The sequence below is a fragment of the Bradyrhizobium sp. Ken01 genome (assembly GCF_055807355.1).
The window spans coordinates 19734-42123 of sequence record NZ_JBVVPC010000061.1 but is presented as its reverse complement, the minus strand read 5'-3'; the positions used below and the strand labels follow the sequence as shown (position 1 = coordinate 42123).

The window sequence follows — 22390 nt, the reverse complement described above, 5'->3', positions numbered from 1 at the left end:
TCAACGCCAAGGCACGCGATGCGCGCACCGCCTACGCCAATGCAACTTGACAACAGAGATAGTCGCTCACCCGGCGCGCGGGACGATGCTTCGCATCGCCCGGGCGCGCCGACCTCTCCCGCAAGCGGGAGAGGCTCAGACCGAACCAGCGGTGAGATCAACTTCGCCAATTCGCACGAGATGCCAGCTAGATCTTGTTGTTCTCCGGCGCGATCCCGAGCCGCCGGACGATCTCCGTCCCCACGGCGCGCGCCTCGAGCCTCGACCCGATCCGAGGGCTGCGAAACCGTCGTCCTGAGAGCAAGCGGATCACGACGATGCAGTGCTCGTCCTCGGACCGGCCGCGGCGCTCGACCGTGATCGTCTTGACGTCGCGCCCTTCGATGTGGTCGGCGCGCAACGTGCCGTCGCCCCACAGGCGTTCGACGCGGATATCGCCCTGGCGGATGATCCAGAAGGCGCCGGTCACAAGGTTGGCATATCGATAAACGCCGAAAGCGGCGATCGCGCCGACCGGCAGCAGCATGATGTCGACCGGCCCGGGCGACAGGCCACGCCAAAGCCTGTAGGCGTAGGGAACGGCGCACAATGCGACGACGATCAGTGCGACGATCCTGATGTCTCTCTTCGAGAACGGCTCGAGGGGGTCGCCGAGACGCATCTCGGGATTGCTGGCATCGAGCGGATTGACAGGAGACTCGACGTCGGGAACGTCGAATTGCGCGGCGATCCGCGCCACCGTGTCATGCACGTGGGTGACATCGGTGATCGGCGGCGACGTCAGGCGCTCACCGGAGGCGAGCGTGAAGGCGAGCTGGAAGCGGGCTTTCGCCCTCTTGCTTCCGGGAACCTGCAATCCCCTGATGTCGTCTTTGGCAACGATCCGCGTCTTTAGTTTTCCGAACGGACGCTGCTCCCCGATCAGGATCTCGTCCGGCGTGATGATCCACACCACCGCTGGCGCCAGCATGATGATTCCGACGAACGCCGCTCCCACCAGCAGCGCGACCACGGAGATGATCACCTCCAGGAGGTCGTGCGTGAACAGGCCCGGCGTGAAGCACAGTGCAACGGCGGCCGCAAAGCCGGACATGACCAGCCGCTGCGCGATCGAGGCGCCTTCACGAAGGCGAATGTCGGTGCTGCTGGTGGCGTCGTCCATTGCGGGCGGCTGATTCCGTAGCCCGCGAAACTCCACGGACGGGTCCGTGGAGTCAAGCAGCAACGGCGAGACCCGCGCCGGGTGTTAGCTATTGGCGTTCAGCAGCTTTGCCACGGTGCGGTCGATCTCGTCATAGCGGCCTTCGCCCGCGTGCTGGAACACGATCTTGCCGTTCTGGTCGATGATGTACTGCGCCGGCCAATACTGGTTGCTGTAGGCGTTCCAGGTCCTGGAATCATTGTCCTGCGCCACCGGATAGGTGATGCCGTGCCTCTTCAGCGCCGCCTGGACATTGGAGGCCGAGCGCTCGAACGGGAATTCCGGCGTGTGCACGCCCACCACGACGAGACCCCGGTCCTTGTACTTGGTGTAGAGCTCGGTGACGTGCGGCAGCGTGTTGACGCAGTTGACGCAGCCATAAGTCCAGAAGTCGACCAGCACGACCTTGCCGCGGAGGTCGGCGAGGCTGAGCGGCTTCGAGTTGAACCAGTTGTTGATGCCGGCGAAGTCGGGCGCAGTCTGCTGGCTTGCGGCAGCGGTGACGACAGGGACAGCACGCGGAGCCTCGTCGCAGATGCCGGGGATGACGGCGCCTGTTACGGCGATGCCGATCAGAGCGGCGGAGACGGCGAGCAGTTTGAAAGTCATGGACGAGTCCTCCGGTTGAGATGCGCGATGATCACAGGCCGATCTGGCCGGTGGGATAGAAGCCGGTGAGCCACGCCACGATCAGCGTGTCGTATTGAAAATAGGCGGCGAGCGCGAAGCCGATCACGACGACGCCAAAGCCTTGCTGAAGGCGCGGCGAAATGCGCGCGAGACTGCGCACCCGCGTGGTCGCGGCCTGCCCGCCATAGGCGATCGCCAGCATGGGGATAGCCGCGCCGATCGCGTAGGCGATCAGCAGCGTGCCGGCCCAGCCAACATTCTTCGTCGTGGCGACCAGCGTCAGGATCGAGCCGAGCACCGGGCCGGCGCAGGGCGTCCAGACCAGGCCGAGCGTGGTGCCGAGCACGAGTCCGCCGAGCGCGCCCTCGCGCTGCGTCGCGCCGGAATTGCCGAGATCGAGCCAGCCGTTGAGCCGGATCGACAGCCATTCGAACGGCGCCGGCCACAGCATCAACAGGCCGAAGCCGAGCAGCAGGATCGAGGCCGCCTCGCGCAGCACGTTCGGATCGAAATCGAACAGCCGCGTGATGGCGCCGAGCAACAGCGCGGTCGCGGAGAACGAGATGACGAAGCCGAGCGCGATCATCGCGGGGCGCAGATGCGAGCTGCGACCGATCGAGGCGCCGAGCAGGATCGGCAGCATCGGCAGCGTGCACGGCGCGGCGATGGTGAGGATGCCGGCGAGGATCGCGAAGAGAAGTTCGAGCATCGGGGGCACTCGTGAAGGGGGGCACGAGGATGGTTCGGGATGGATGTGTCGGACGTTACGCGCCGTCACACGTTCGTGACGGGAGTGCTGCTGCCGCGGCGGCGGTGCGTTCCCTCCCCCCTTGTGGGGGAGGGTTAGGGAGGGGGGTAGCCCAGGAGATGGTCTACCCGTCTGGCATCATGCCGCGCGCATAAGTCGAGAGAGTCCCCGTGTGGCACCCCTCTCCCTGCCCCTCCCCCACAAGGGGGGAGGGAATGAGAGAGACGTGTCCGCCTCACTCGAGCGCAGCGCCGCAGCCCACCCCCAAATACAAAACGACCCGGAGGGGGGCATCCCGTCCGGGTCGTTGGAGGTCTTGGGAGGTTTAACGAAACCGTATGAGAGCTTTATAGAAGGGAAGTTTTTCCGCCTGATGTTGTGCTTTGTTTCAATTGTTTCGTGGGCGGTAACACTTCCGTGTCCGGGATAGGGCCAAAGCTTGCGTCCTATCCCCTTGAAATGTCTAAGCTTCAGGCTGCGAAGCGCTCGACGCCGGCGCCCTTAAGCAATTCGGCGAGTTGCTTGCGGGCATAGAACATCCGGGTCTTCACCGTGCTCTGCGGGATGCCGATGATCTGACCGACCTCCTCCACCGACTTCTCATGGTAGTAGACGAGGTTGATGATTTCGCGATGCGCGGGTGACAGCTTCTGAACGCAGGCGCGCAGGATCGCGCTGGTGTCGCTGCGGTCGAGCGAGGTCTCCGGCGTGTCGCAGCCGTCGGCGATCTGGCGCACGTCTTCCTGGTCGATGTCCTCGAAACGGCGCTGGCGCATCGCGGTCAGCGCCTTGAAGCGGGCGATCGAGAGCAGCCAGGTCGAAACCTGCGAGCGGCCCTGGAATTGGCCGGCGGTCCGCCATACGTCCAGAAACACCTGGCTGACGAGGTCTTCCGCCGTGGTAGCGTCGCGCACGATCCGCAGGATGAAGCGGTACACGCGCACATTGTGTCGGCAATAAAGGATGTGCATGGACGTCCGGTTGCCGTCGGCAATGCTTTCGAGAAGCATGTCGTCCGAGGTCGCCTGAGCGGCAATGATGCTCTGGCTGGCTTGGGCGTTGATGGCGATGACGTTCGGCATTGACTTGGCTCCCCGTAGCGCCGCAACCGAGCGGCGTTTCCTTGGACCAAAGTGTTAATGAGCCAACGTTTCGGGACGTCTGCACGAAAAGGAGAAAATGGTTTCGTGCGCCATCAAATTGTTTCGTCGGATTAGCTGCGACGAAACATTCGAGGCAAAAAAGCGTGGAATTTCAATGTACGGAAAATACGGGGATGGGGATTAGGCGACGAGCGGAGGCGCCGGGAACATATTTCCGGGGTTTGCGTTCGATGTCGCCCAATCCCAGCTGTCGTCTTGGCCTAGTGCGCAATTGCGCACGGGGGGCCAGGACCCATAACCACGGAGTGGGTTCGGCGAAGACACGAGGGACCAGCCTCGCGCAGCAACTTCTGCTTGGGGTAATGGGTCCTGGCTTTCGCCAGGACGACAATGGGGCCCCTACGCCTTCTCGCCCGCCGGCGAGAACAGATAGCCGCCGCCGCGGATGGTGCGGATCACGGCCGGCTTTGCCGGATCGGGCTCGATCTTGCGACGGATGCGCATGATGCGCAGATCGACGGCGCGGTCGAAGGCTTCGGCATCGCGCGCGTTGGCCAATTCCAGCAGGCGCTCGCGCGACAGCACGCGCTTCGGATTGGCCGCGAACACTTTCAAGAGCCCGAACTCGGATGCGGTCAGCGGGTGCTCGTTCCCCTCGTCGTCGCGCAGGGCCTGCGCTTCGAGATCGAGCCACTTTGTCCCGAACCGTACCAATTGCTCCTTGTCCGATTTCGCAGCCGCCGTTTCCGCCACGGCTTTCGCCGGCGCGCTCCGGCGCAGCACCGAGCGGATGCGCGCCATCAGCTCACGCAGCTCGCACGGCTTGGCCACGTAATCGTCCGCGCCAAGCTCGAGGCCGACGACGCGGTCGATCGGGCTCGCCGTCGCCGTCAGCATGATCACCGGCACGTTGATGCGGCTCTTCAGGTCACGGATGATCGAGAGCCCGTCTTCCTCGGGCATGTTGAGGTCGAGCACGACGAGGTCGGGCATGCTGCCGTCGATCGCCGTGCGCAAGGACTTGCCGCCGTCGCACAGCGTCACGGTGAAGCCGTGCATCTTGAGGTAATCGCCGACCATCTCCCGGGCCGGGGCCTCGTCGTCGACGATCATGATGTGCTGGCTTTGGGTCATGGTCCTGAGATCACGGGATTTCGGTCGCGGGGAGGGTGATGGTGAAGGTCGAGCCCTTGCCGGGGCCCTCGCTCTCGGCGGTCACCTCGCCGCCGTGCATGTCGATGATACGCTTGACGATGGATAACCCAAGCCCGGTCGAGCTCTCGCCGGCGGTCGGTTTTGCCGACAGCCGCTGGAACCGCCCGAACAGGCGGCCGAGATCCTCCGGCGAGAGGCCGGCGCCCTCGTCGCTGACGCGGATGATGGTGTCGCCGCCCTCATGGCTGACGACGACGCCGATCTTGCCGCCGATCGGCGAGTATTTGATGGCGTTGCTGATTAGATTGTCGATCGCCTCGCGGATGCGGTCGGTGTCGCACATGGTGACGATGTTGACGGGCGCGGTGACGCTGATCGCCTGCTGCTTGTTGACGGCGAGCGGCTGGTTGGCCTCGGCAACCTCCTTGACCAGGGCCGCGACGTCGACGGGCTCGCGGCGGATGGTGATGTCGAAGGCGTCGGCCATCGCGTCCGAGATCAGATGGTCGACCATCGTGGTCAGGCGCTTGGTCGCATCGCGGATGTGATCGACCTGGGCGACCACGCCGCCTGACGACGCGCCGGTCGAGATCAGCTCCTTCAGCATCTCGGTGCGGCCGAGGATGACGCCGAGCGGGTTCTTCAGATCGTGCGCAACGGTGCCGAGGATTTCGTTCTTGAAGCCGTTGGCGCGCTGCAGCCGCAGCCATTGCGCCGAGAGCCGGCGGTTGGCCTGCATCAGCGCGCGGGTGCGCTGGGCGACACGGTCTTCCAGCTGGGTGTTGGCGGCCTGGAGCTGCTGGTAGAGGATGACGTTGTCGAAGGCGATCGAGAGCCGGCTGGAGAAGATCTCGACCAGCGAGCGGTCGGTCTCGGACAGCTCGCGCTCTGCCTGCAGCAGCACCACGACCTCGCGGCCGCTTCCGGTGCGCAAATAGATCACGCTGCGGTGGTCGGCGAACTCGTTCTTGCGGCCCTGGAAAGCGGCTTCCACCATCGCGCGCAGATCGGGATCGAGCGCCTTCGACGAGGTCGTGCCGATGAAGCGGCTGTAGCAGCCGCTGCCGGCGAGCACCGAGAGTTCGGGGTCGATGCCGCCATTGTCGCGCAAGACCAGGATGCCGGCGCAATCGACGTTGAGCAGCGAGGCGAGCTGGGTCAGCACGCCCTCGGCGAGCCGCTGCATCGACTTGAAGTCGTACAGCGTGGAAGCCGCGTCGATGATGATCTCGAGTCCGCGCCTTGTCTGCAGCATGCGCTCGAGCTGCTGGTAGGAGCGCAGCGCCGCGGTCAGCGAGGTGAACAGCTTGTCGGCGGTGAGCTCGGTCTTGGCCTTGTAGTCGTTGATGTCGTACTGCACGATCACGCGCCGCTCGGGCGCCTGGCCGGGCTGTCCGGTGCGCAGGATGATGCGGACGGTCTCGTTCTTGAGCTCGTTGCGGATGTACTCGACCAGCTCCAGGCCGGCGACGTCCGTTTCCATGATGACGTCGAGCAGAACGGCGGCGATGTCGTTGTGCGCGGCCATCAGCTTGCGACCTTCCGCCGCGGAATGGGCAGAGAGGATCTCCAGGCCCTGGCCGTTGAGCGAATAGTCCGAGAGCGCAAAACGCGTGCCGTCATGCACGGCCGGATCGTCGTCGATGACGGCGATCTTCCATTTCCGGGCGTCAACATCCTCCGATGCAGTATCGGTGTCGTCGATCAGGTGGAGGACATCGTCCTGTTCGGCCATTGAGAAGTCCCGTCAGTCTCTGTGCTTTGCGCGCCGCCCCTGGCGACCCGGGGCATGATAATGCGAAATGTAGTGCCTTGTCCCAGCTTGGATTCCAGCATCATGCGACCGCCAAGCTGCTGGGTGACGAGGTTATAGACGATATGGAGGCCGAGTCCCGTGCCACCTTCATTGCGCCTGGTGGTAAAGAATGGGTCAAAGGCCTGGCGCTGCACGTCGGAGGTCATGCCGGCCCCGTCATCGGTGAAGATGATCTCGACGTCATCGGCCCCGCGGGGCCGTGCCGAGATCGTGATCGTGCCGGCGCGACCATCGGCAAAGGCGTGGTTGGCGGCATTGAGGAAGAGGTTGGTCAGGATCTGGCCGTAGGAGCCGGGATAGCCGTCGAGCAGCAGCCCCTCGGGCATGTCGACATGGAGCGTGATCGGCGAGCGCTTCAGCACCGGGCGCAGGCTCGCGATGATCTGGTCGGTGGCTTCGCTCAGTGAGAACTGCCGCCGCTCGGCATGGGAGCGGTCGACCGCGACCTGCTTGAAAGACTGGATCAGTTCGCCGGCGCGCTGGAGGTTGGCGACGAGTTGCTGCGAGGCGTCGCGCGAGGATTGCACGAATTCTTCCAGCTGCGAGCGGCGCAGGCCGCCGTCGCCCTTGAGCTGGGCCTCGAAAATCTCGGTGCGCCGGGCAAAGCTCGACGCAACGGTGAGGCTGATGCCGATCGGGTTGTTGACCTCGTGCGCAACGCCGGCGACGAGGCCGCCGAGGGCTGCGAGCCTCTCGGCATCGATCAGATTCTGCTGCGCGGCATTGAGCTCGAGCAGCGCGCTCTCGGCCTTCTCCTTGGACGCGCGCAGCTCGTCCTCGGTCTGGCGCTTGGCGATCGCGTTCTCGCGGAACACTTCCACCGCGCGCGCCATGGCGCCGACTTCGTCGCGCGCGCGCGTGCCCTGCACCTCGCGGCCGAGGTCGCCGAGCGTGATCGCGCGCATCGCCGCCATGATCTGCTGCAGCGGCAGCCGGATCGACAGTGCGATCAGCACGCCGGCGGTGAGGATGATGCCGAGGAAGATCACCGCGATGGAAAGAACGCGACGGGAGATGTCCGCCAGCGTGCGGTCGAACGTCTCCTGCGCCTTCTGCTCGCGCTGGCGCATCTTGGTGGAGAGGTCGTCGATGGCACCGATCGCCTCGGCCTGGTTGGCGTCGATGGTGTTGCGCAGCAGCTCGGTACGGTTCGTGAGCTGCTCGGAGAGCTTTGCAAAGCCTTCGCGCAGCGCGGCGGTCCGGGCCGCGAGCCGCCGCAGCGCCATGCGCTGGAGGTCGTTGTCGGCGAGGTCGATCATCACCGGGATGGTCTTCTCGATCGTCTCGGTGTTGCGGCGGGCGTCGTCGGCCGCACCCGATGACAGCGACAGATAGTAGGAATTGGCCGCGACCAGCATCGCGGTGAAGGCCTCGCGCGACTTGCCCAGCGAAGGCCAGATCAGCGCGTCGCGATGGCCGGTGGCGCCTTCGATGATCGAGTAAAGCCCGGCCATGTCCCTGGCCGGTCCCTGCACCTGATCCTCATAGGTTTTGGCGATGGTGGCCTGCACGCCGCGCAGCTCGCCGAAGCCGTTGAGGAAGCGGTCGGTGGTGCGCTCCAGCTCCTCGACCGAACCCGACAGCATCGGGTCCTTGGCGGCACGGTTGGCCAGCGTCCCCAGCACCGCCTCGCGCAGCAGCAGGATCTCGGCGAACAGGTCGGGGCTCGGCTGGTTGATGTAGCGGTGGATCAGATTGTGCAGCCGCCCGGTCTCACTTTCGAGCAGCGCCAGAATCCGGTCGGACTCGCGCACCTGGCGCACGTCGTCCCAGGCCGAGCCGAGCACCTGCGAGCCGTTCCAGATCAGCCCGACCAGCACGATGACCACGGCGGAGTTCAGCGCCGCGATCGACAGGATGCGCCAGCGGATCGGCACCGCCCGGAGCACGCCGACCAGCCGCGCACGTAGCCGCCCCATCGGGCCGGGCGACCTGTCTGCATGCTCGCTGTGTCCAAGCCCGGGCAAGAGGCCTCACTCCACCTTACGAATGCGTTCGATCAGCGCGGCCGCGGCCGGATCTTGCCCGGCCTTGGCGTAGATCGCGACCATCGCATCCTCGAACGGCTTGCGGTCGATATCCCTGACGATGGTGACGCCCGCTGCTTCCGCCTTGCGCTGCGACTGCTCCTCGAGGTCGCGCCATTTCTCGCGCATGAATCGGCTGGAGCGCTGCGCGGCTTCCTTGAAGATGGTCCGATCGTCGACTGAGAGGCTTTTCCAGGCCTTCAGCGAGATCACCAGCACTTCGGGGCTCATCGTGTGCTCGGTGAGTGCGAGGTAGCCCGCATGCTTGTAATGGTCCGTCGTCACGTAGGATGGCCAGTTGTTCTCGGCGCCGTCGATCAAATGGTTGGCAAGCCCGGCAAGCACCTGCCCATAGGGCATCTCGACCGGCTCCGCGCCGAGCGCGCGGATCATCTGGCTCATCAACTCCGACTGCTGCACCCGGATCCGCAATCCCTTGAGGTCCGCGACACTCCGCACAGGCCGGGCGCCGTTATAGATCGACCGCGCGCCGGAATCGTAGAAGGCGAGGCCAACGAAGCCATAGGGCTCGAAGCTGCCGAGGATCTCGCTGCCGACCGGCCCGTCCAGCACCTTCTGCATGTGCTCGATGGACCGGAACAGGAACGGCATCGCCAGCACGTTCATCGCCGGAACGAAGTTGCCGATCAGCGCCACATTGGTCCGGTTGAGATCGATCGCGCCGACCCGGGTCTGCTCGATGGTCTCCTTCTCCTCGCCGAGTTGGCGGGAGTGGAACACCTTGACCTCGTGCCGGCCGCCGCTGCGCTCGGCGATCAGGGCGCCCATGTAGCGCAGCGCCTGCACGGTCGGATAATCCTCGGTCTGGGTGTCGGCGGCGCGGAATTCGCGCGCAGCGGCTCCCGTCGCGCAGATGGCGATCAGAAGCGCGACGAAAACCACCCCGGTCCGCGTGCGTTCGGCACGGTTCAACACTGGCACACTCAACCCCTCAGTGGTGGAGTCTATGGCGGGAGGAAAAGGTTCAATGCAATCTAGCAGATGGTCGTGGGAAGGCCATCCCGCCCGGGGCTTCGGCGTGATTGTGCGGCGCGGCCGGCGCTCATTCCCGGTTGAAACCGCAAATGCCGCGCCTTAAGCAGGGACAGCCGCTTTCGTCGTGCGGCATGGAAAGAGCCATCGTGACTTCAGCATCGCGCCTTTTGCAGGTCGCCGCCGCCTTTGCGGCCCTCTCATTGGCCGCGCCGGTGCGTGCCGCGACCGACATCGCCTGGTGGCACGCGATGTCCGGCGAACTCGGCCGGCAGCTCGAGAAGCTCGCCTCCGACTTCAACGCCTCGCAGACGGATTATCGCGTCGTACCGACTTACAAGGGCAGTTACACCGAGACGGTGACGGCCGCGATCTTCGCCTTCCGCTCGCGCAGCCAGCCCGCGATCGTCCAGGTCAACGAGGTCGCCACCGCCACCATGACCGCGGCCAAGGGCGCGATCTATCCCGTGTTCAGCCTGATGCGGGACATGAACGAGCCGTTCTCGCTCAATGACTATCTTCCCGCCGTTTCCGGCTACTACACCGATGCGGCCGGCAATCTGTTGTCGTTCCCGTTCAATTCGTCGACGCCGATCCTCTATTACAACAAGACCATGTTCCGCGACGCAGGGCTCGATCCGGACGCGCCGCCGAAGACCTGGCCGGAGCTCGGCGCTGCGGCAAAGCGCCTGCGCGATCGCGGCGCGGCGTGCGGCTTCACCACGTCCTGGCCGTCCTGGATCCATGTCGAGAATTTTTCAGCCTTCCACAATCTGCCGCTGGCGACGCGGACCAACGGCTTCGCCGCGCTCGATGCGGAATTGACCATCAACAATCCGTCTCTGGTGCGCCATGTCGCCGAGCTCAGCGAGTGGCAGAAGACCAAGGTGTTCGACTATAGCGGCCGCGGCCAGTCGGCCGAGCCGCGCTTCCAGAACGGCGAATGCGGCATCTTCATCGGCTCCTCGGCGACGCGCGCCGACATCAAGGCGAATTCGAAGTTCGAGATCGGCTACGGCATGATGCCGTATTGGCCCGACGTGAAAGGCGCGCCGCAGAACTCGATCATCGGCGGCGCCACGCTGTGGGTGCTGCGCGACCGGCCCCGCGAGGAATACAAGGGGGTTGCGCGATTCTTCGCCTATTTGTCGCAGCCCGGCGTTCAGGCCGCCTGGCACCAGAACACCGGCTATCTGCCTGTGACCCGCGCCGCCTTCGAGCTGACCCGCGCGCAAGGTTTTTACGAGCGCAATCCGGGCTCGGCGATCTCGTTCGAGGAGATCACGCTGCATCCGCCGACGGAGAATTCGAAGGGCATCCGGCTCGGCTCCTTCGTGCTGATCCGCGGCGCGATCGAGGACGAGCTGGAGCAGGCCTTTGCCGGCCGCAAGAGCGCGCAAGCCGCGCTCGATGCCGCGGTCGAGCGCGGCAACAAGATCCTGCGCCAGTTCGAGCGCGCCAGCCCGGATAGGTAGAGTTCTCAGATTGGACCTCTCTTTAACAGCGAAGGAAGTGCGCCCCCTCTCCCGCTTGCGGGAGAGGGTTGGGGAGAGGGGCTCTCTGCAAAGGGACAATCCCCTAGAGGAGAGAACCCCCACCCGGCGCTTCGCGCCGACCTCCCCCGCAAGCGGGAGAGGTGCGCCGTCTGCTTGGCGCGCATCAAATCAAGCAAAACCCGCTTGCCTCATCGGGCGCGCATGACCAGCGTTCCATCGCAAATCTTGCCAACTTTCACCGACGCTGCTGACTTTCGCGCGTTTCGCTCCGACCCACCGCGATGGCTGCCGATCGCCATCGACATCGCCAGCAGCCACGAGCTCGATGTCAGCGCGCCGCACGTGTTTGCGACCGGCACCAATCTCGTCGTCGGCTTCGGCGATCACCTGATCCTGAAAATCTTCCCGCCGCTGCTGCGCGCGCAATTCGTTTCCGAGCGCGGATCGCTGACCCAGCTTGCCGGCCGCCTGGACCTGCCGATCCCCGAGATTGTCGCGGAAGGCGAGCGCGACGGCTGGCCTTATCTGATCGTCACACGCCTTGCCGGCACGCTCGGCTCGGAGGTCTGGCCGCAATTACCTGAAGCGCAGAAGGAACGCGTGCTGCGCCAGATCGGCGAGACCATCGCGTCCGTACAGCGCGCGCCGCTCGGGCCGCTCGCGCAGATCGAGCCGCGCTGGGGAGACTTCATGCGCGCCCAGATGCAGGGCTGCAAGGCGCGGCACACGCGTCTCGGCCTTGCGCCAAAATTCCTCGCCGGCCTCGACGATCTCCTGCGCGATGCGCCCGCGCTCATTCCGATGGATGCGCCGGTGATCCTGATCGGCGAATACATTCCGGAGAACTTCCTGCTCGCCTGCGACGACGGCCAATGGTCGCTCGCCGGCCTGTTCGACTTCGGCGACGTGCTGGCGGGATGGCGCGACTACGATCTGCTCGGCCCCAGCGCCTTCATGGCAGCGGGCCGGCAGGGGAGGGTGCGCAGCCTGCTCGAAGGCTTTGGCTATGCGAAGCCGGACTATGCGCTGAAGCGCCGGCTGATGGCCCTGATGCTGCTGCACCGCTCCAGCGACCTCAACAGCCACATCTGCATCGAGAGCTGGCAGGAGCAGGCGAATGATCTGGTCGAGCTGCAGGAGCTGATCTGGCCGGGGTGATTGCCGGGGATCCCCACCGTCGTCCTGGACAAGCGAAGCGCAGATCCAGGACCCCTTACCCCAGGGAGGGGTTTTGCGAAGATTCGTAGTTGCCAGCTTCGCGCCGCAACTCCTGCTTGGGGTAATGGGTCCTGGCTTTCGCCAGGACGACGGTGGTCCAATAGGCCGCCTGCCAAACAAGCGAGACTCCATTCAGCTTATTTTATGAGCAAATGCGCATCTTTGTATGCAATGCCCCAAGACTTGGTTTCTGATCGATGGTTCGATCAATAGCTATTTCATTTAGATATTTCAAACTCTTATGCCGGTTTAAATTCTCATTAAGCCTTGGCACGAACCTTGCGAATCCAGTTCCAACCAGAAAACTTTGTGTTGGAGCCATTTCATGAAGCGCCGCGATTTCCTCAAGTCCGTTTCCGGATTGGCCGCAGGCGCGGCGCTTCCGGCCATGCCCTCCGTGGTTTCTTCGGCCTATGCCGATGCGCGCTCGGAGACGCTGCTGATCGTCTCGGAAGGCGGCCCCAACAATCTCGACATCCACGGCGTCGGCACCAACGTGCCCGGCTATGAGGTGTCCTGGAATTGCTACGACCGCCTGATCAGCCACGAGATGAAGACCGGCCCCGGCGGCGTGCCCTATTACGATCGCGACAAGTTCAAGGGCGAACTCGCCGAGGACTTCAAGATCGACGACATGTCGGTCACCTTCAAGCTGAAGAAAAATGCCAAATTCCATGACGGCGCGCCTGTGACCGCCAAGGACGTCAAGTGGTCGCTCGACCGCGCCGTCAGCGTCGGCGGCTTCCCCACCTTCCAGATGAGCGCGGGCTCGCTCACGAAACCCGAGCAGTTCGTCGTGATCGACGACTACACGGTGCGTGTCGACTTCCTGAAGAAGGACAAGCTGACGATTCCCGATCTCGCGGTGATCGTGCCCTGCATCGTCAATTCCGAGCTGGTGAAGAAGAACGCCAGCGAAAAAGACCCATGGGGTCTCGAGTACACGAAGCAGCAGACCGCGGGCTCCGGCGCCTACAAGGTGACGAAGTGGACCGCCGGCACCGAAGTCGTGATGGAGCGCAATGACGATTGGGTCGGCGGCCCGCTGCCGAAGATCAAGCGCGTGATCTGGCGCATGGTGCCGCAGGCCGGCAATCGCCGCGCGCTGCTGGAGCGCGGCGACGCCGACATTTCCTACGAGCTGCCGTTCAAGGATTTCCAGGAGATGAAGGCGAGCGGCAAGCTCAACGTGGTGTCGCTGCCGTTCTCCAACGGCATCCAGTATATCGGCATGAACGTGACCAAGCCGCCGTTCGACAATCCCAAAGTGCGTCAGGCGGTCGCCTACGCGATTCCCTACCAGAAGATCATGGACGCGGTGATGTTCGGGCTGGCAAACCCGATGTTCGGCGCGCCCAAGGACAAGCCGACCGAAGTCGCCTGGCCGCAGCCGCACAAATACAACACCGACATGGACAAGGCGAAGGCGCTGCTCGCTGAAGCTGGTTATCCCAACGGCTTCGAGACCACGATCTCGTTCGACCTCAATTTCGCCGGCGTGAATGAGCCGCTCTGCGTGCTGGTGCAGGAGAGCCTGGCCCAGATCGGCATCAAGACCACCATCAACAAGGTGCCCGGCGCCAACTGGCGCACCGAATTAAACAAGAAGGAGATGCCGCTCTTCACCAACGTATTCTCGGGCTGGCTCGATTACCCCGAATACTTCTTCTACTGGTGCTATCACGGCAACAATTCCGTCTTCAACACCATGAGCTACAAGTCGGCGGAGATGGACAAGCTGATCGACGGGGCGCGCAATGCTGCCGCCACCGGTGACACCGCGACCTACGACACCGACGTGAAGGGGTTCGTCGATCTCGCCTACAGCGACATCCCGCGCATCCCGCTGTACCAGCCCTTCGTCAACATCGCGATGCAGAAGAACATCAGCGGCTACCAATACTGGTTCCACCGCAGGCTGGATTACCGCGCGATGGCGAAGGGGTAAGGGGGCGTGGCGGGCGCTGTCCTTCAGAGTGAGGTGAGCACGCTCTTCAGGCTCCCTCCCCCCTTGTGGGGGAGGGTTGGGGAGAGGGGTAGCCACAAGCTCAGATCTCTCCCGGAGCCACCCCCCTCCCTGCCCCTCCCCCACAAGGGGGGAGGGAACGCAGCGGCGCAGGCCGTTCAAGTTTGCTCCCAATTGCAAGGCAGAAGGAGGAGCACCCCATGCTGACCATGATCGGCAAGCGCCTGATGTTCGCGATTCCCTCGCTGATCGGGGTCGTCATCGTCACTTTCCTGCTCACACGCGCGCTGCCGGGTGATCCCGCTGCGTACTTCGCCGGCCCCGCCGCAACGAAAGAAGCCGTCGAGCAAATCCGTAAAAAGCTCGGCCTCGACAAGCCGCTGATCGAGCAGTTCTTCCGCTACACCAACGATCTCGCCCATGGTGATTTCGGCAACTCGCTCACGACGGGCCAGCCGGTCGCGGCCGAAATCCGCAATCGCCTGCCAGCCTCCGCCGAGCTGACGCTGCTCGGCCTCATCGTCTCGATCGTGATCGCCATCCCGCTCGGCGTGCTGGCGGCGACGCGGCCGGGATCGTGGGTCGATCATCTCTGTCGTGTGACGACGACGGCCGGCGTGTCCCTGCCGGTGTTCTTCACCGGCCTGGTGCTGGTCTATGTCTTCTATTTCCGGCTCGGCTGGTCGCCCGCGCCGCTCGGCCGGCTCGATGTGTTCTACAGCGCGCCGCCGACGGTCACAGGCTTCTATCTCATCGACACCCTGATCGCGCGCGACTTCGAGGCGTTCCGTTCGGCATGCAGCCAGCTCATCCTGCCGGCGACGACGCTTGCGATCTTCTCGCTGGCGCCGATCGCGCGCATGACGCGCGCCTCGATGCTGGCGGTGCTGTCGTCGGAATTTGTGCGCACCGCGCGCGCCAGCGGCCTGTCGCCGGCGACCGTCATCGTCACCTACGCCTTCCGCAACGCGATGCTCCCCGTCATCACCACGCTGAGCATGGTGTTCTCGTTCCTGCTCGGCGCCAACGTGCTCGTGGAAAAAGTGTTCGCCTGGCCCGGCATCGGCTCCTATGCGGTCGAAGCGCTGATCTCGTCGGACTTCGCTCCGGTGCAGGGTTTCGTGCTGACCATGGCGGTCATGTACGTGCTGCTCAATCTCGTGATCGACATTCTTTATGGGGTGATCGATCCGCGCGTGCGCTTGGAAGGGTAGGGGAACACAATGAGCTCCGTTGCGCCTGCTGTTGAACCCGTCGGTCCCGCGCGGACGTCAGGGTTCGTCGCGCTCCTCGAACAGACCCGCTACGTGCTCGGCGAGAACAAGGTCACCGGTTTTGCCTTCGCGTTGCTGATCGTGATCCTCCTTGCCGCGATCTTCGGCCCCTATGTGGTGCCGTATGACCCGCTGGCGTCCGACACCGCGGCGTCGCTGAAGCCACCCTCGGCCGCGCACTGGTTCGGCACCGACCAACTGGGCCGTGACATCTTCAGCCGGGTCGTGGTGGCGACGCGGCTCGATACGTTCATCGCGGTCGCCTCCGTCGCGCTGGTGTTCCTGATGGGCGGACTCGCCGGCATCGCGGCCGGCTATTTCGGCGGGTGGACCGATCGCATCGTCGGCCGCATCGCCGACACCATCATGGCGTTCCCGTTGTTCGTGCTCGCGATGGGCATCGTTGCCGCGCTCGGCAACACCGTGCAGAACATCATCCTGGCCACGGCCATCGTGAACTTTCCGCTCTACGCCCGCGTCGCGCGCGCCGAAGCCAATGTCCGCCGCAACGCCGGCTTCGTGCAGGCCGCGCGTCTGTCCGGCAATGGCGAATTCCGCATTCTTCTGGTGCATATCCTGCCGAACATCATGCCGATCATGATCGTGCAGATGTCTCTGACCATGGGCTACGCCATCCTCAATGCCGCCGGTCTCTCGTTCATCGGCCTCGGCGTGCGTCCGCCGACAGCCGAATGGGGCATCATGGTCGCCGAAGGTGCCGGCTTCATGGTGTCAGGCGAATGGTGGATCGCGCTATTCCCGGGCCTCGCTTTGATGATCGCCGTGTTCTGCTTCAACCTCCTCGGCGACGGCCTGCGCGACATCGTCGACCCCCAGCGGAGGACGTGATGATGATTACGAATTCCGCTGTATCGCTCCCTCCCCCCTTGTGGGGGAGGGTTGGGGAGGGGGGTAGCCCCGGGAGAGGTCTGAGTTCGTGGCTAGCCCCCTCCCTGCCCCCAAGAGCGAGCTTCGCTCGCCTCGGACCCCACAAGGGGGGAGGGAATGAGAGAGCGGTGCCCGCCTCACACGCAAATTCCACTCAGAAATTATTCAATAAATTCAACTGCTTCCCTACTGTGCATGGGGTTGTTTTCGAGCTTTTGAGTGTCGGGAGGCATCCATGACCGCCCAGCCCCTGCTCGACGTCCAGGACCTCACCGTCGAATTCACCACCCGCCGCGGCATCGTCAAGGCGGTGCAGCACGTCAACATCTCCGTTGCCAAGGGCGAGACGCTGGCGATCGTCGGCGAGTCCGGCTCCGGTAAATCGGTGACGTCGTATGCGGTGATGCGCATCCTCGATCGTGCAGGGCGGATCGCCGAGGGCTCGGTGATGTTCTCCGGCATCGACGTCAAGGCCGCGACCGAAGACCAGATGCGCGATTTGCGTGGTCGCGAAGTCTCGATGATCTTCCAGAACCCGCGCGCCGCGCTCAACCCGATCCGGAAAGTGGGCGACCAGATCGAGGACGTGCTGCGCACCCATGTCCAGCAGGCCATGGTGTCGGATCGCGGCGAGAAGGCGATCGAGGCGCTGGAGCAGGTCAAGATCGCCCGCCCGCGCGAGCGCTATCATGCCTATCCGTTCGAATTGTCCGGCGGCATGTGCCAGCGCGTCGTCATCGCGCTCGCGCTCGCCTGCAATCCGCAGCTGCTGATCGCCGACGAGCCGACGACGGGATTGGACGTCACCACGCAGAAGGCGGTGATGGATCTGATCGTCGAGCTGACCAAGCGCAAGGCGATGTCGACCATCCTGATCACGCACGACCTCGGCCTTGCGGCCGCCTATTGCGACCGCGTCGTGGTGATGGAAAAGGGCCGGGTGGTCGAGACCGCGAAAGCCGCCGACATCTTCGCCAACCCTCAGCACCCCTACACGAAGAAGCTGATGCGCGCGACGCCGCGGCTCGGCGTAAGCCTGCGGGATCTGTTGCCGGAGGAGGAAGGCTCAGCACTCGCCGCCACGAGCGCAGTATCCGCGGAATTGGCTCCGACCGCCGCGGCGGGCAAGACGCCACTTCTCCTCATCGACAAGCTGGTCAAGGAATATCCCCGCCAGGGCGCGACCGCCACGCTCGGCAAATTGTTCGGCCGCAAGCCGCCGGTGGAACCGGATGTGTTCCGCGCGGTCGACGGCATCAGCTTCTCGGTCGGTCACGGCGAGAGCGTTGGCCTGGTCGGCGAGTCCGGCTGCGGCAAATCGACCACCTCGATGATGGTGATGCGGCTGCTGGACCAGACCTCGGGCCTGATTCAGTTCGACGGCGAGGACATCGGCGCCATCGCGCCCGCCGGCTTTGCCCGGCTGCCGCAGCGCAGCCGCATCCAGATGGTGTTCCAGGATCCGACCGACAGCCTCAACCCGCGCTTCACCGCCGTGCGCGCCATCGCCGATCCCATCATGCAGCTCGGTGACATCAGGGGGCGCGACGCGCTCCGCGCCCGCTGCGAGGAGCTCGCCACCATGGTGGGCCTGCCGCACAATCTGCTGGATCGCTTTCCCCACCAATTGTCGGGCGGCCAGAAGGCCCGCGTCGGCATCGCCCGCGCCATCGCCCTGCACCCGAAACTCGTCATCCTGGACGAGCCAACCGCCGCGCTCGACGTTTCGGTCCAGGCGGTGGTCCTCAATCTGCTCCAGGACCTCAAGGCGCGGCTAGGTATGAGTTATCTGTTCGTCTCGCATGATTTGAACGTAGTGCGCTTGTTGTGCGATCGTGTCATTGTCATGCGGGCGGGTCGAATCGTCGAGGAAGGGTCTTCCGAGAGGGTCTTGAGCGATCCGCAGGACGATTACACCAAGGAACTGCTGACGGCGATCCCGCATCCGCCGCTGCAGACACTGGGCGCACACTGAGAGCTTGTTTGGGAGCGTGATGGCCGAGCCGCTGGACGATTATATCGACGCTGTCACGAAAGCGCTGGCGTTGCCGGTCGAGGAAGCATGGAGGTCGTCCATCCGCGCCAATCTCGAGGTCTCGCTGCGGCTCGGCCGCCTCGTCGACGAATTCGCGCTGCCGGACGAGACCGAGCCGGCGCCCATCTTCACCGTCTGACGCCGCCATGACGACCAAGCCAGAGATGACGGCTGCCGAGATCGCGAGTGCGGTTGCGGGCCGCAAGATGTCGGCGCTCGATGCGACCGAAGCGGCGCTTGCGCGCATCAAGCAGCATGACACCACCCTCAACGCATTCACCGACGTCACCGCCGATCGCGCCCGTGCCAAAGCGCGCGCGATCGATGCCGATATCGCCGCCGGCAAGACCGTCGGCCCGCTTGCCGGCGTGCCCTTCGCGGTGAAGAATTTATTCGACGTCGCAGGCCTCGCCACGCGCGCAGGCTCGAAGATCAACCGCGACCGCGTGCCCGCCACGCGCGACGCCACGCTGATCGAGCGGATGGAAGCGGCCGGCGCCGTGCTGGTCGGCGCGCTCAACATGGGCGAATACGCCTACGACTTCACCGGGGAGAACGTCCATGACGGTCCCTCGCGCAATCCGCATGACACGACGCGGATGAGCGGCGGCTCCTCGGGCGGATCCGGCAGCGCCGTCGGCGGCGCGCTGGTGCCGATCGCGCTCGGTTCCGACACCAACGGTTCGATCCGCGTGCCGTCCTCGTTCTGCGGCATCTTCGGCCTGAAGCCGACCTATGGCCGGCTCTCTCGCGCGCGCTCTTTCCCGTTCGTCGCGAGCCTCGATCATCTCGGTCCGTTCGCGCGCTCCGTCACCGATCTCGCGCTCGCCTATGACGCCATGCAGGGCCCGGATGCGGACGACGCCGCCTGCACCACCACACGTGGTCTGGAGCCGACGCTGCCGCTGCTTGCCAATCCGGTTTCGGACCTGCGCATCGCCATCGCCGGCGGATACTTCCAGACCAATTTGTTTCCGGAAGCCGTCGAAGCCGTCAGCCGCGTCGCGAAGGCGCTGGGCGCAACGCGCGTGGTGGACGTGCCCGAAGCCGCGCGGGCCCGCGCGGCGGCCTATGTCATCACCACCACCGAGGGCGCCTCGCTGCATCTCGACCGGCTGCGCAAGCGGCCGAACGATTTCGATCCTGCCGTGCGCGACCGGCTGATCGCGGGCGCCATGGTGCCGGCGCCGCTGGTCGACCGCGCGCAAAAATTCCGCCGCTGGTATCGCGCGCAGCTCGCGGAGATTTTCAAATCCGTCGACGTACTGATCGCGCCCGCGACGCCCTGCACCGCGCCAAAACTCGGCCAGGTCAATTTCAACCTTGGCGGGGTCGAGCTGCCGGTGCGCGCCAATATCGGCATCCACACCCAGCCGATCTCCTTCATCGGCCTGCCCGTGGTTGCCGTGCCGGTGCCGCTCGAGCCGCTGCCGATCGGCGTGCAGATCATCGCCGCACCCTGGCGCGAGGACATCGCGCTGCGCGTCGCTTACGCGTTGGAGAAGATGGGCGTCGCCGCCGCGCCCAGCCCAAAAGGATTTTGAGATGGAGATCGATCTCCCCGACGTGATCGCGGACGTCAAAGCCGCGTTCGACCGCTACGAGCAGGCCCTGATCACCAACGACGTCGCCGTGCTCGGCGAGCTCTTCCGCAACGATCCCCGCACGCTGCGCTATGGCATCGGCGAGAACCTCTACGGCTATGAGGCGATCTCCGGGTTCCGCGCCGGGCGCTCGCCGGTCGGCCTCAACCGCCGCACCGCGAAAACCGTGATCACCAGCTATGGCCGCGACACCGCGGTTGCCTCCACCCTGTTCTATCGCGACACGATGCCGGGCAAGGTCGGCCGGCAGATGCAGACCTGGGTAAAATTCCCGGAGGGCTGGCGCGTCGTCGCCGCTCATGTCAGCATCATCGACGAGTCGAAAGAGACCTGACCGTATGATGCTTGACGATCTTCCGCCCGGAACGCTGCCGGCCGAACCGGCGGTGCCGCGTGTCGACCGGGCGTCGCCATCAGCCCACAAAATCACGCGCGCCGAGGAGCTGCGCCTGCAGCTCGCCGATGAGATCGTACGCGGAGCTCTGCCGCCCGGCGCGCCGCTTGATGAGACCGATATCGCGCGCCGCTTCAGCGTTTCGCGTACCCCGGTCCGGGAAGCGCTGCACCAGCTCGTGGCAAGCGGCCTCGTCGAAGCACGCGCCCATCGCGGCGCGGTGGTGGCACAGCCTTCGTTCGAACGGCTGACGGGCATGTTCGAGGCGATGGCGGAGCTGGAAGCGCTGTGCGCGGGCCTTGCCGCGGAACGCATGTCGGCTGCCGAGCGTCACGGTCTGGAAGCCATCCACGAAGAGCTGCGGGTGTTGAGCTACGCCGGCAATCCCGAGCGTTTCCACGAGGTCAACGAGCGCTTCCACAACGCGATCTATGCGGGATCGCAGAACGGCTACATCGCCGAGATCACGCTGGCGACGCGGGTGCGCGTGCAGCCGTTCCGCCGCGCCCAGTTCCGCAACCTCGGCCGCCTCGCCAAGTCGCAAGCCGAGCACGACCGCGTCGTCGTCGCCATCATGCGCGGCGACAAGCAGGGCGCCGCCGCCGCGATGCGCGCGCATATCGAGCTCGTGCGCGGGGAGTACGAGATCTACGCGGTGTCGGTGTAGGGCAACGGCGGGTCAATTTACTCGCTGTCGTCCCGGCGAAGGCCGGCAACTGTTATGTTGGCTTGGTGTGCAGGTACGGTTTCCTGTCGCGCATGATGGCATTGAGGACTGTGAGCAGCTTCCTGGCGACGGCAATGAGGGCGAGTTTGGCTGGTTTGCCGGTCTGTCGCAGTCGGGTGTAGAAGGCTTTGAACGGATCGGCGCGGCGAACCGCGTTCAGAGCGGCCATGTAGAGGGCGTCACGCACGCGCTTTCGGCCCCCGGCGATCTTGCGTTTGCCACGGAAGGCGCCGCTGTCAACGTTGAAGGGGGCCAGGCCGGCAAGCGCCGCAATTTGTTTCGGTCCGACCCGGCCGAGTTCCGGCATCTGTGCGATCAGCTGCATGCAGGCTACGGGACCTACGCCGGGAAGTGACCGTATCAACTGCGCATCATCCGAGATTTCCGGCTCAGTCTTGATCAATGCGCTGATGTCGGCCTCGATCTCGGCGATCTCGCTGTCGAGGACTTCAATGAGACGGCCGATACGATCGGCCATGGCGCGGTCATCGGCCTCGCTGCGCCGGTTCTTCTCCTGAGCACGCATGAGGACCAGCTGATCCCGCCGTTTTGCCAGCCTGGCCAGCGCATTGCGGGCGGGATTGGCGGCTTGCTCGGTGGCCGGCTGCATGGCCCGGGCAAAGCTCGCCAGCATCCGCGCATCGATCGGGTCAGTCTTGGCCAGCTGGCCACTGGCGCGCGCAAAGTCGCGGGCCCGGGCCGGGTTGATCCGGGCGAAACGGATGCCGGCCTGACTGAGCGCCTCGCGAAGCTCGATGTCATAGACACCCGTGGCTTCGAAGACGACCAGCACATCGCATCGCCAACGCGCCACGATCTGTGTGATGGCCTGTGTCGCGTTGGCGATGCGCTCCGGCACGCCCAAGCTCTCATCGAAGATATCGAGATATCGTTTGGAGACGTCGATTCCGACGCAACGAAGGGGTATCATCATGGTGCCTGTCCCTGTGATGCGAGGTCTGTTGGCGCAGCCTCGTGCAACTGTTCAGGTTGATAGATGGAACGGGCGGGAGACCGAGCCGGCTCACGGCGTCAAGCGCCAAGGACCCAACGGCTTCCCGCCCACCCTCATCCTGACAGACTTCCAAGACACAGGGACCCATAACCCCAGGGAG

19 protein-coding genes are annotated in these 22390 nt (G+C 64.7%); 10 read left to right on the top strand and 9 right to left on the bottom strand.

Going from position 1 to position 22390, the window contains the following annotated elements:
- Positions 1–187: 187 nt before the first annotated feature.
- The 8 genes from AC0L3S_RS35325 to AC0L3S_RS35290 form a co-directional block, all read right to left on the bottom strand.
- Entirely contained in the window at positions 188–1162 is a 975-nt protein-coding gene (locus AC0L3S_RS35325) for a hypothetical protein (RefSeq protein ID WP_473266603.1), read from the bottom strand.
- A gap of 84 nt (positions 1163–1246) precedes the next feature.
- Positions 1247–1810, bottom strand: a complete 564-nt coding sequence (locus AC0L3S_RS35320; protein WP_473266601.1) for a thioredoxin family protein — start codon at positions 1808–1810, stop codon at positions 1247–1249.
- A gap of 31 nt (positions 1811–1841) precedes the next feature.
- Positions 1842–2540, bottom strand: coding sequence for a cytochrome c biogenesis CcdA family protein (locus AC0L3S_RS35315; RefSeq protein ID WP_473284414.1), 699 nt, complete (start codon positions 2538–2540; stop codon positions 1842–1844).
- Between the two features lie 509 nt (positions 2541–3049).
- Complete coding sequence (locus AC0L3S_RS35310; RefSeq protein ID WP_247495466.1) at positions 3050–3661, bottom strand: sigma-70 family RNA polymerase sigma factor; 612 nt, start codon at positions 3659–3661, stop codon at positions 3050–3052.
- Between the two features lie 420 nt (positions 3662–4081).
- Positions 4082–4816, bottom strand: a complete 735-nt coding sequence (locus AC0L3S_RS35305) for a response regulator (protein WP_007597984.1) — start codon at positions 4814–4816, stop codon at positions 4082–4084.
- Positions 4817–4826: 10 nt separating this feature from the next.
- Positions 4827–6572, bottom strand: a complete 1746-nt coding sequence (locus AC0L3S_RS35300) for an ATP-binding response regulator (RefSeq protein ID WP_473284412.1) — start codon at positions 6570–6572, stop codon at positions 4827–4829.
- The gene (locus AC0L3S_RS35295; protein WP_473266923.1) at positions 6542–8572 is read right to left on the bottom strand and encodes a sensor histidine kinase; all 2031 of its coding nucleotides are present in this window, start codon (positions 8570–8572) and stop codon (positions 6542–6544) included. The genes AC0L3S_RS35300 and AC0L3S_RS35295 overlap by 31 nt, the downstream gene beginning before the upstream one ends.
- A 54-nt stretch (positions 8573–8626) precedes the next feature.
- Positions 8627–9622: a TRAP transporter substrate-binding protein gene (locus AC0L3S_RS35290; protein WP_473284410.1), complete on the bottom strand. Its 996-nt coding sequence runs from the start codon at positions 9620–9622 to the stop codon at positions 8627–8629.
- Between the two features lie 185 nt (positions 9623–9807).
- Here AC0L3S_RS35290 and ugpB point away from each other — a divergent pair, with 185 nt between their 5' ends.
- The 10 genes from ugpB to AC0L3S_RS35240 all read left to right on the top strand — a co-directional run bounded on the left by ugpB (position 9808) and on the right by AC0L3S_RS35240 (position 21215).
- Positions 9808–11148: a sn-glycerol-3-phosphate ABC transporter substrate-binding protein UgpB gene (ugpB, locus tag AC0L3S_RS35285; protein ID WP_473284419.1), complete on the top strand. Its 1341-nt coding sequence runs from the start codon at positions 9808–9810 to the stop codon at positions 11146–11148.
- Positions 11149–11370: 222 nt separating this feature from the next.
- Positions 11371–12327, top strand: a complete 957-nt coding sequence (locus AC0L3S_RS35280) for an aminoglycoside phosphotransferase family protein (protein ID WP_473284408.1) — start codon at positions 11371–11373, stop codon at positions 12325–12327.
- Between the two features lie 385 nt (positions 12328–12712).
- Positions 12713–14335, top strand: coding sequence for an ABC transporter substrate-binding protein (locus AC0L3S_RS35275; protein ID WP_473284405.1), 1623 nt, complete (start codon positions 12713–12715; stop codon positions 14333–14335).
- Between the two features lie 218 nt (positions 14336–14553).
- Positions 14554–15567 carry an ABC transporter permease gene (locus AC0L3S_RS35270; RefSeq protein ID WP_007597968.1) on the top strand — a complete coding sequence of 338 codons (1014 nt, stop codon included), beginning with the start codon at positions 14554–14556 and terminating at the stop codon, positions 15565–15567.
- Positions 15568–15576: 9 nt separating this feature from the next.
- Positions 15577–16476, top strand: coding sequence for an ABC transporter permease (locus tag AC0L3S_RS35265; protein WP_473284403.1), 900 nt, complete (start codon positions 15577–15579; stop codon positions 16474–16476).
- A gap of 274 nt (positions 16477–16750) precedes the next feature.
- Positions 16751–18490, top strand: a complete 1740-nt coding sequence (locus AC0L3S_RS35260) for a dipeptide ABC transporter ATP-binding protein (RefSeq protein WP_473284401.1) — start codon at positions 16751–16753, stop codon at positions 18488–18490.
- A gap of 19 nt (positions 18491–18509) precedes the next feature.
- Positions 18510–18689 (top strand): DUF4089 domain-containing protein, encoded by a 180-nt coding sequence (locus AC0L3S_RS35255; RefSeq protein WP_473284399.1) that lies wholly within the window; start codon positions 18510–18512, stop codon positions 18687–18689.
- A 7-nt stretch (positions 18690–18696) separates the two neighbouring features.
- A complete protein-coding gene (locus AC0L3S_RS35250) occupies positions 18697–20094 on the top strand; it encodes an AtzE family amidohydrolase (RefSeq protein ID WP_473284397.1) in 1398 nt (465 codons plus the stop codon).
- 1 nt (position 20095) lies between these two features.
- Entirely contained in the window at positions 20096–20488 is a 393-nt protein-coding gene (hpxZ, locus tag AC0L3S_RS35245) for an oxalurate catabolism protein HpxZ (protein ID WP_007597958.1), read from the top strand.
- Positions 20489–20492: 4 nt separating this feature from the next.
- Complete coding sequence (locus AC0L3S_RS35240) at positions 20493–21215, top strand: GntR family transcriptional regulator (RefSeq protein ID WP_473284395.1); 723 nt, start codon at positions 20493–20495, stop codon at positions 21213–21215.
- 52 nt (positions 21216–21267) lie between these two features.
- Here the strand turns inward: AC0L3S_RS35240 and AC0L3S_RS35235 are convergent, their stop codons facing one another.
- Positions 21268–22209 carry an IS110 family RNA-guided transposase gene (locus tag AC0L3S_RS35235; protein WP_473284393.1) on the bottom strand — a complete coding sequence of 314 codons (942 nt, stop codon included), beginning with the start codon at positions 22207–22209 and terminating at the stop codon, positions 21268–21270.
- Between the last annotated feature and the right edge of the window lie 181 nt (positions 22210–22390).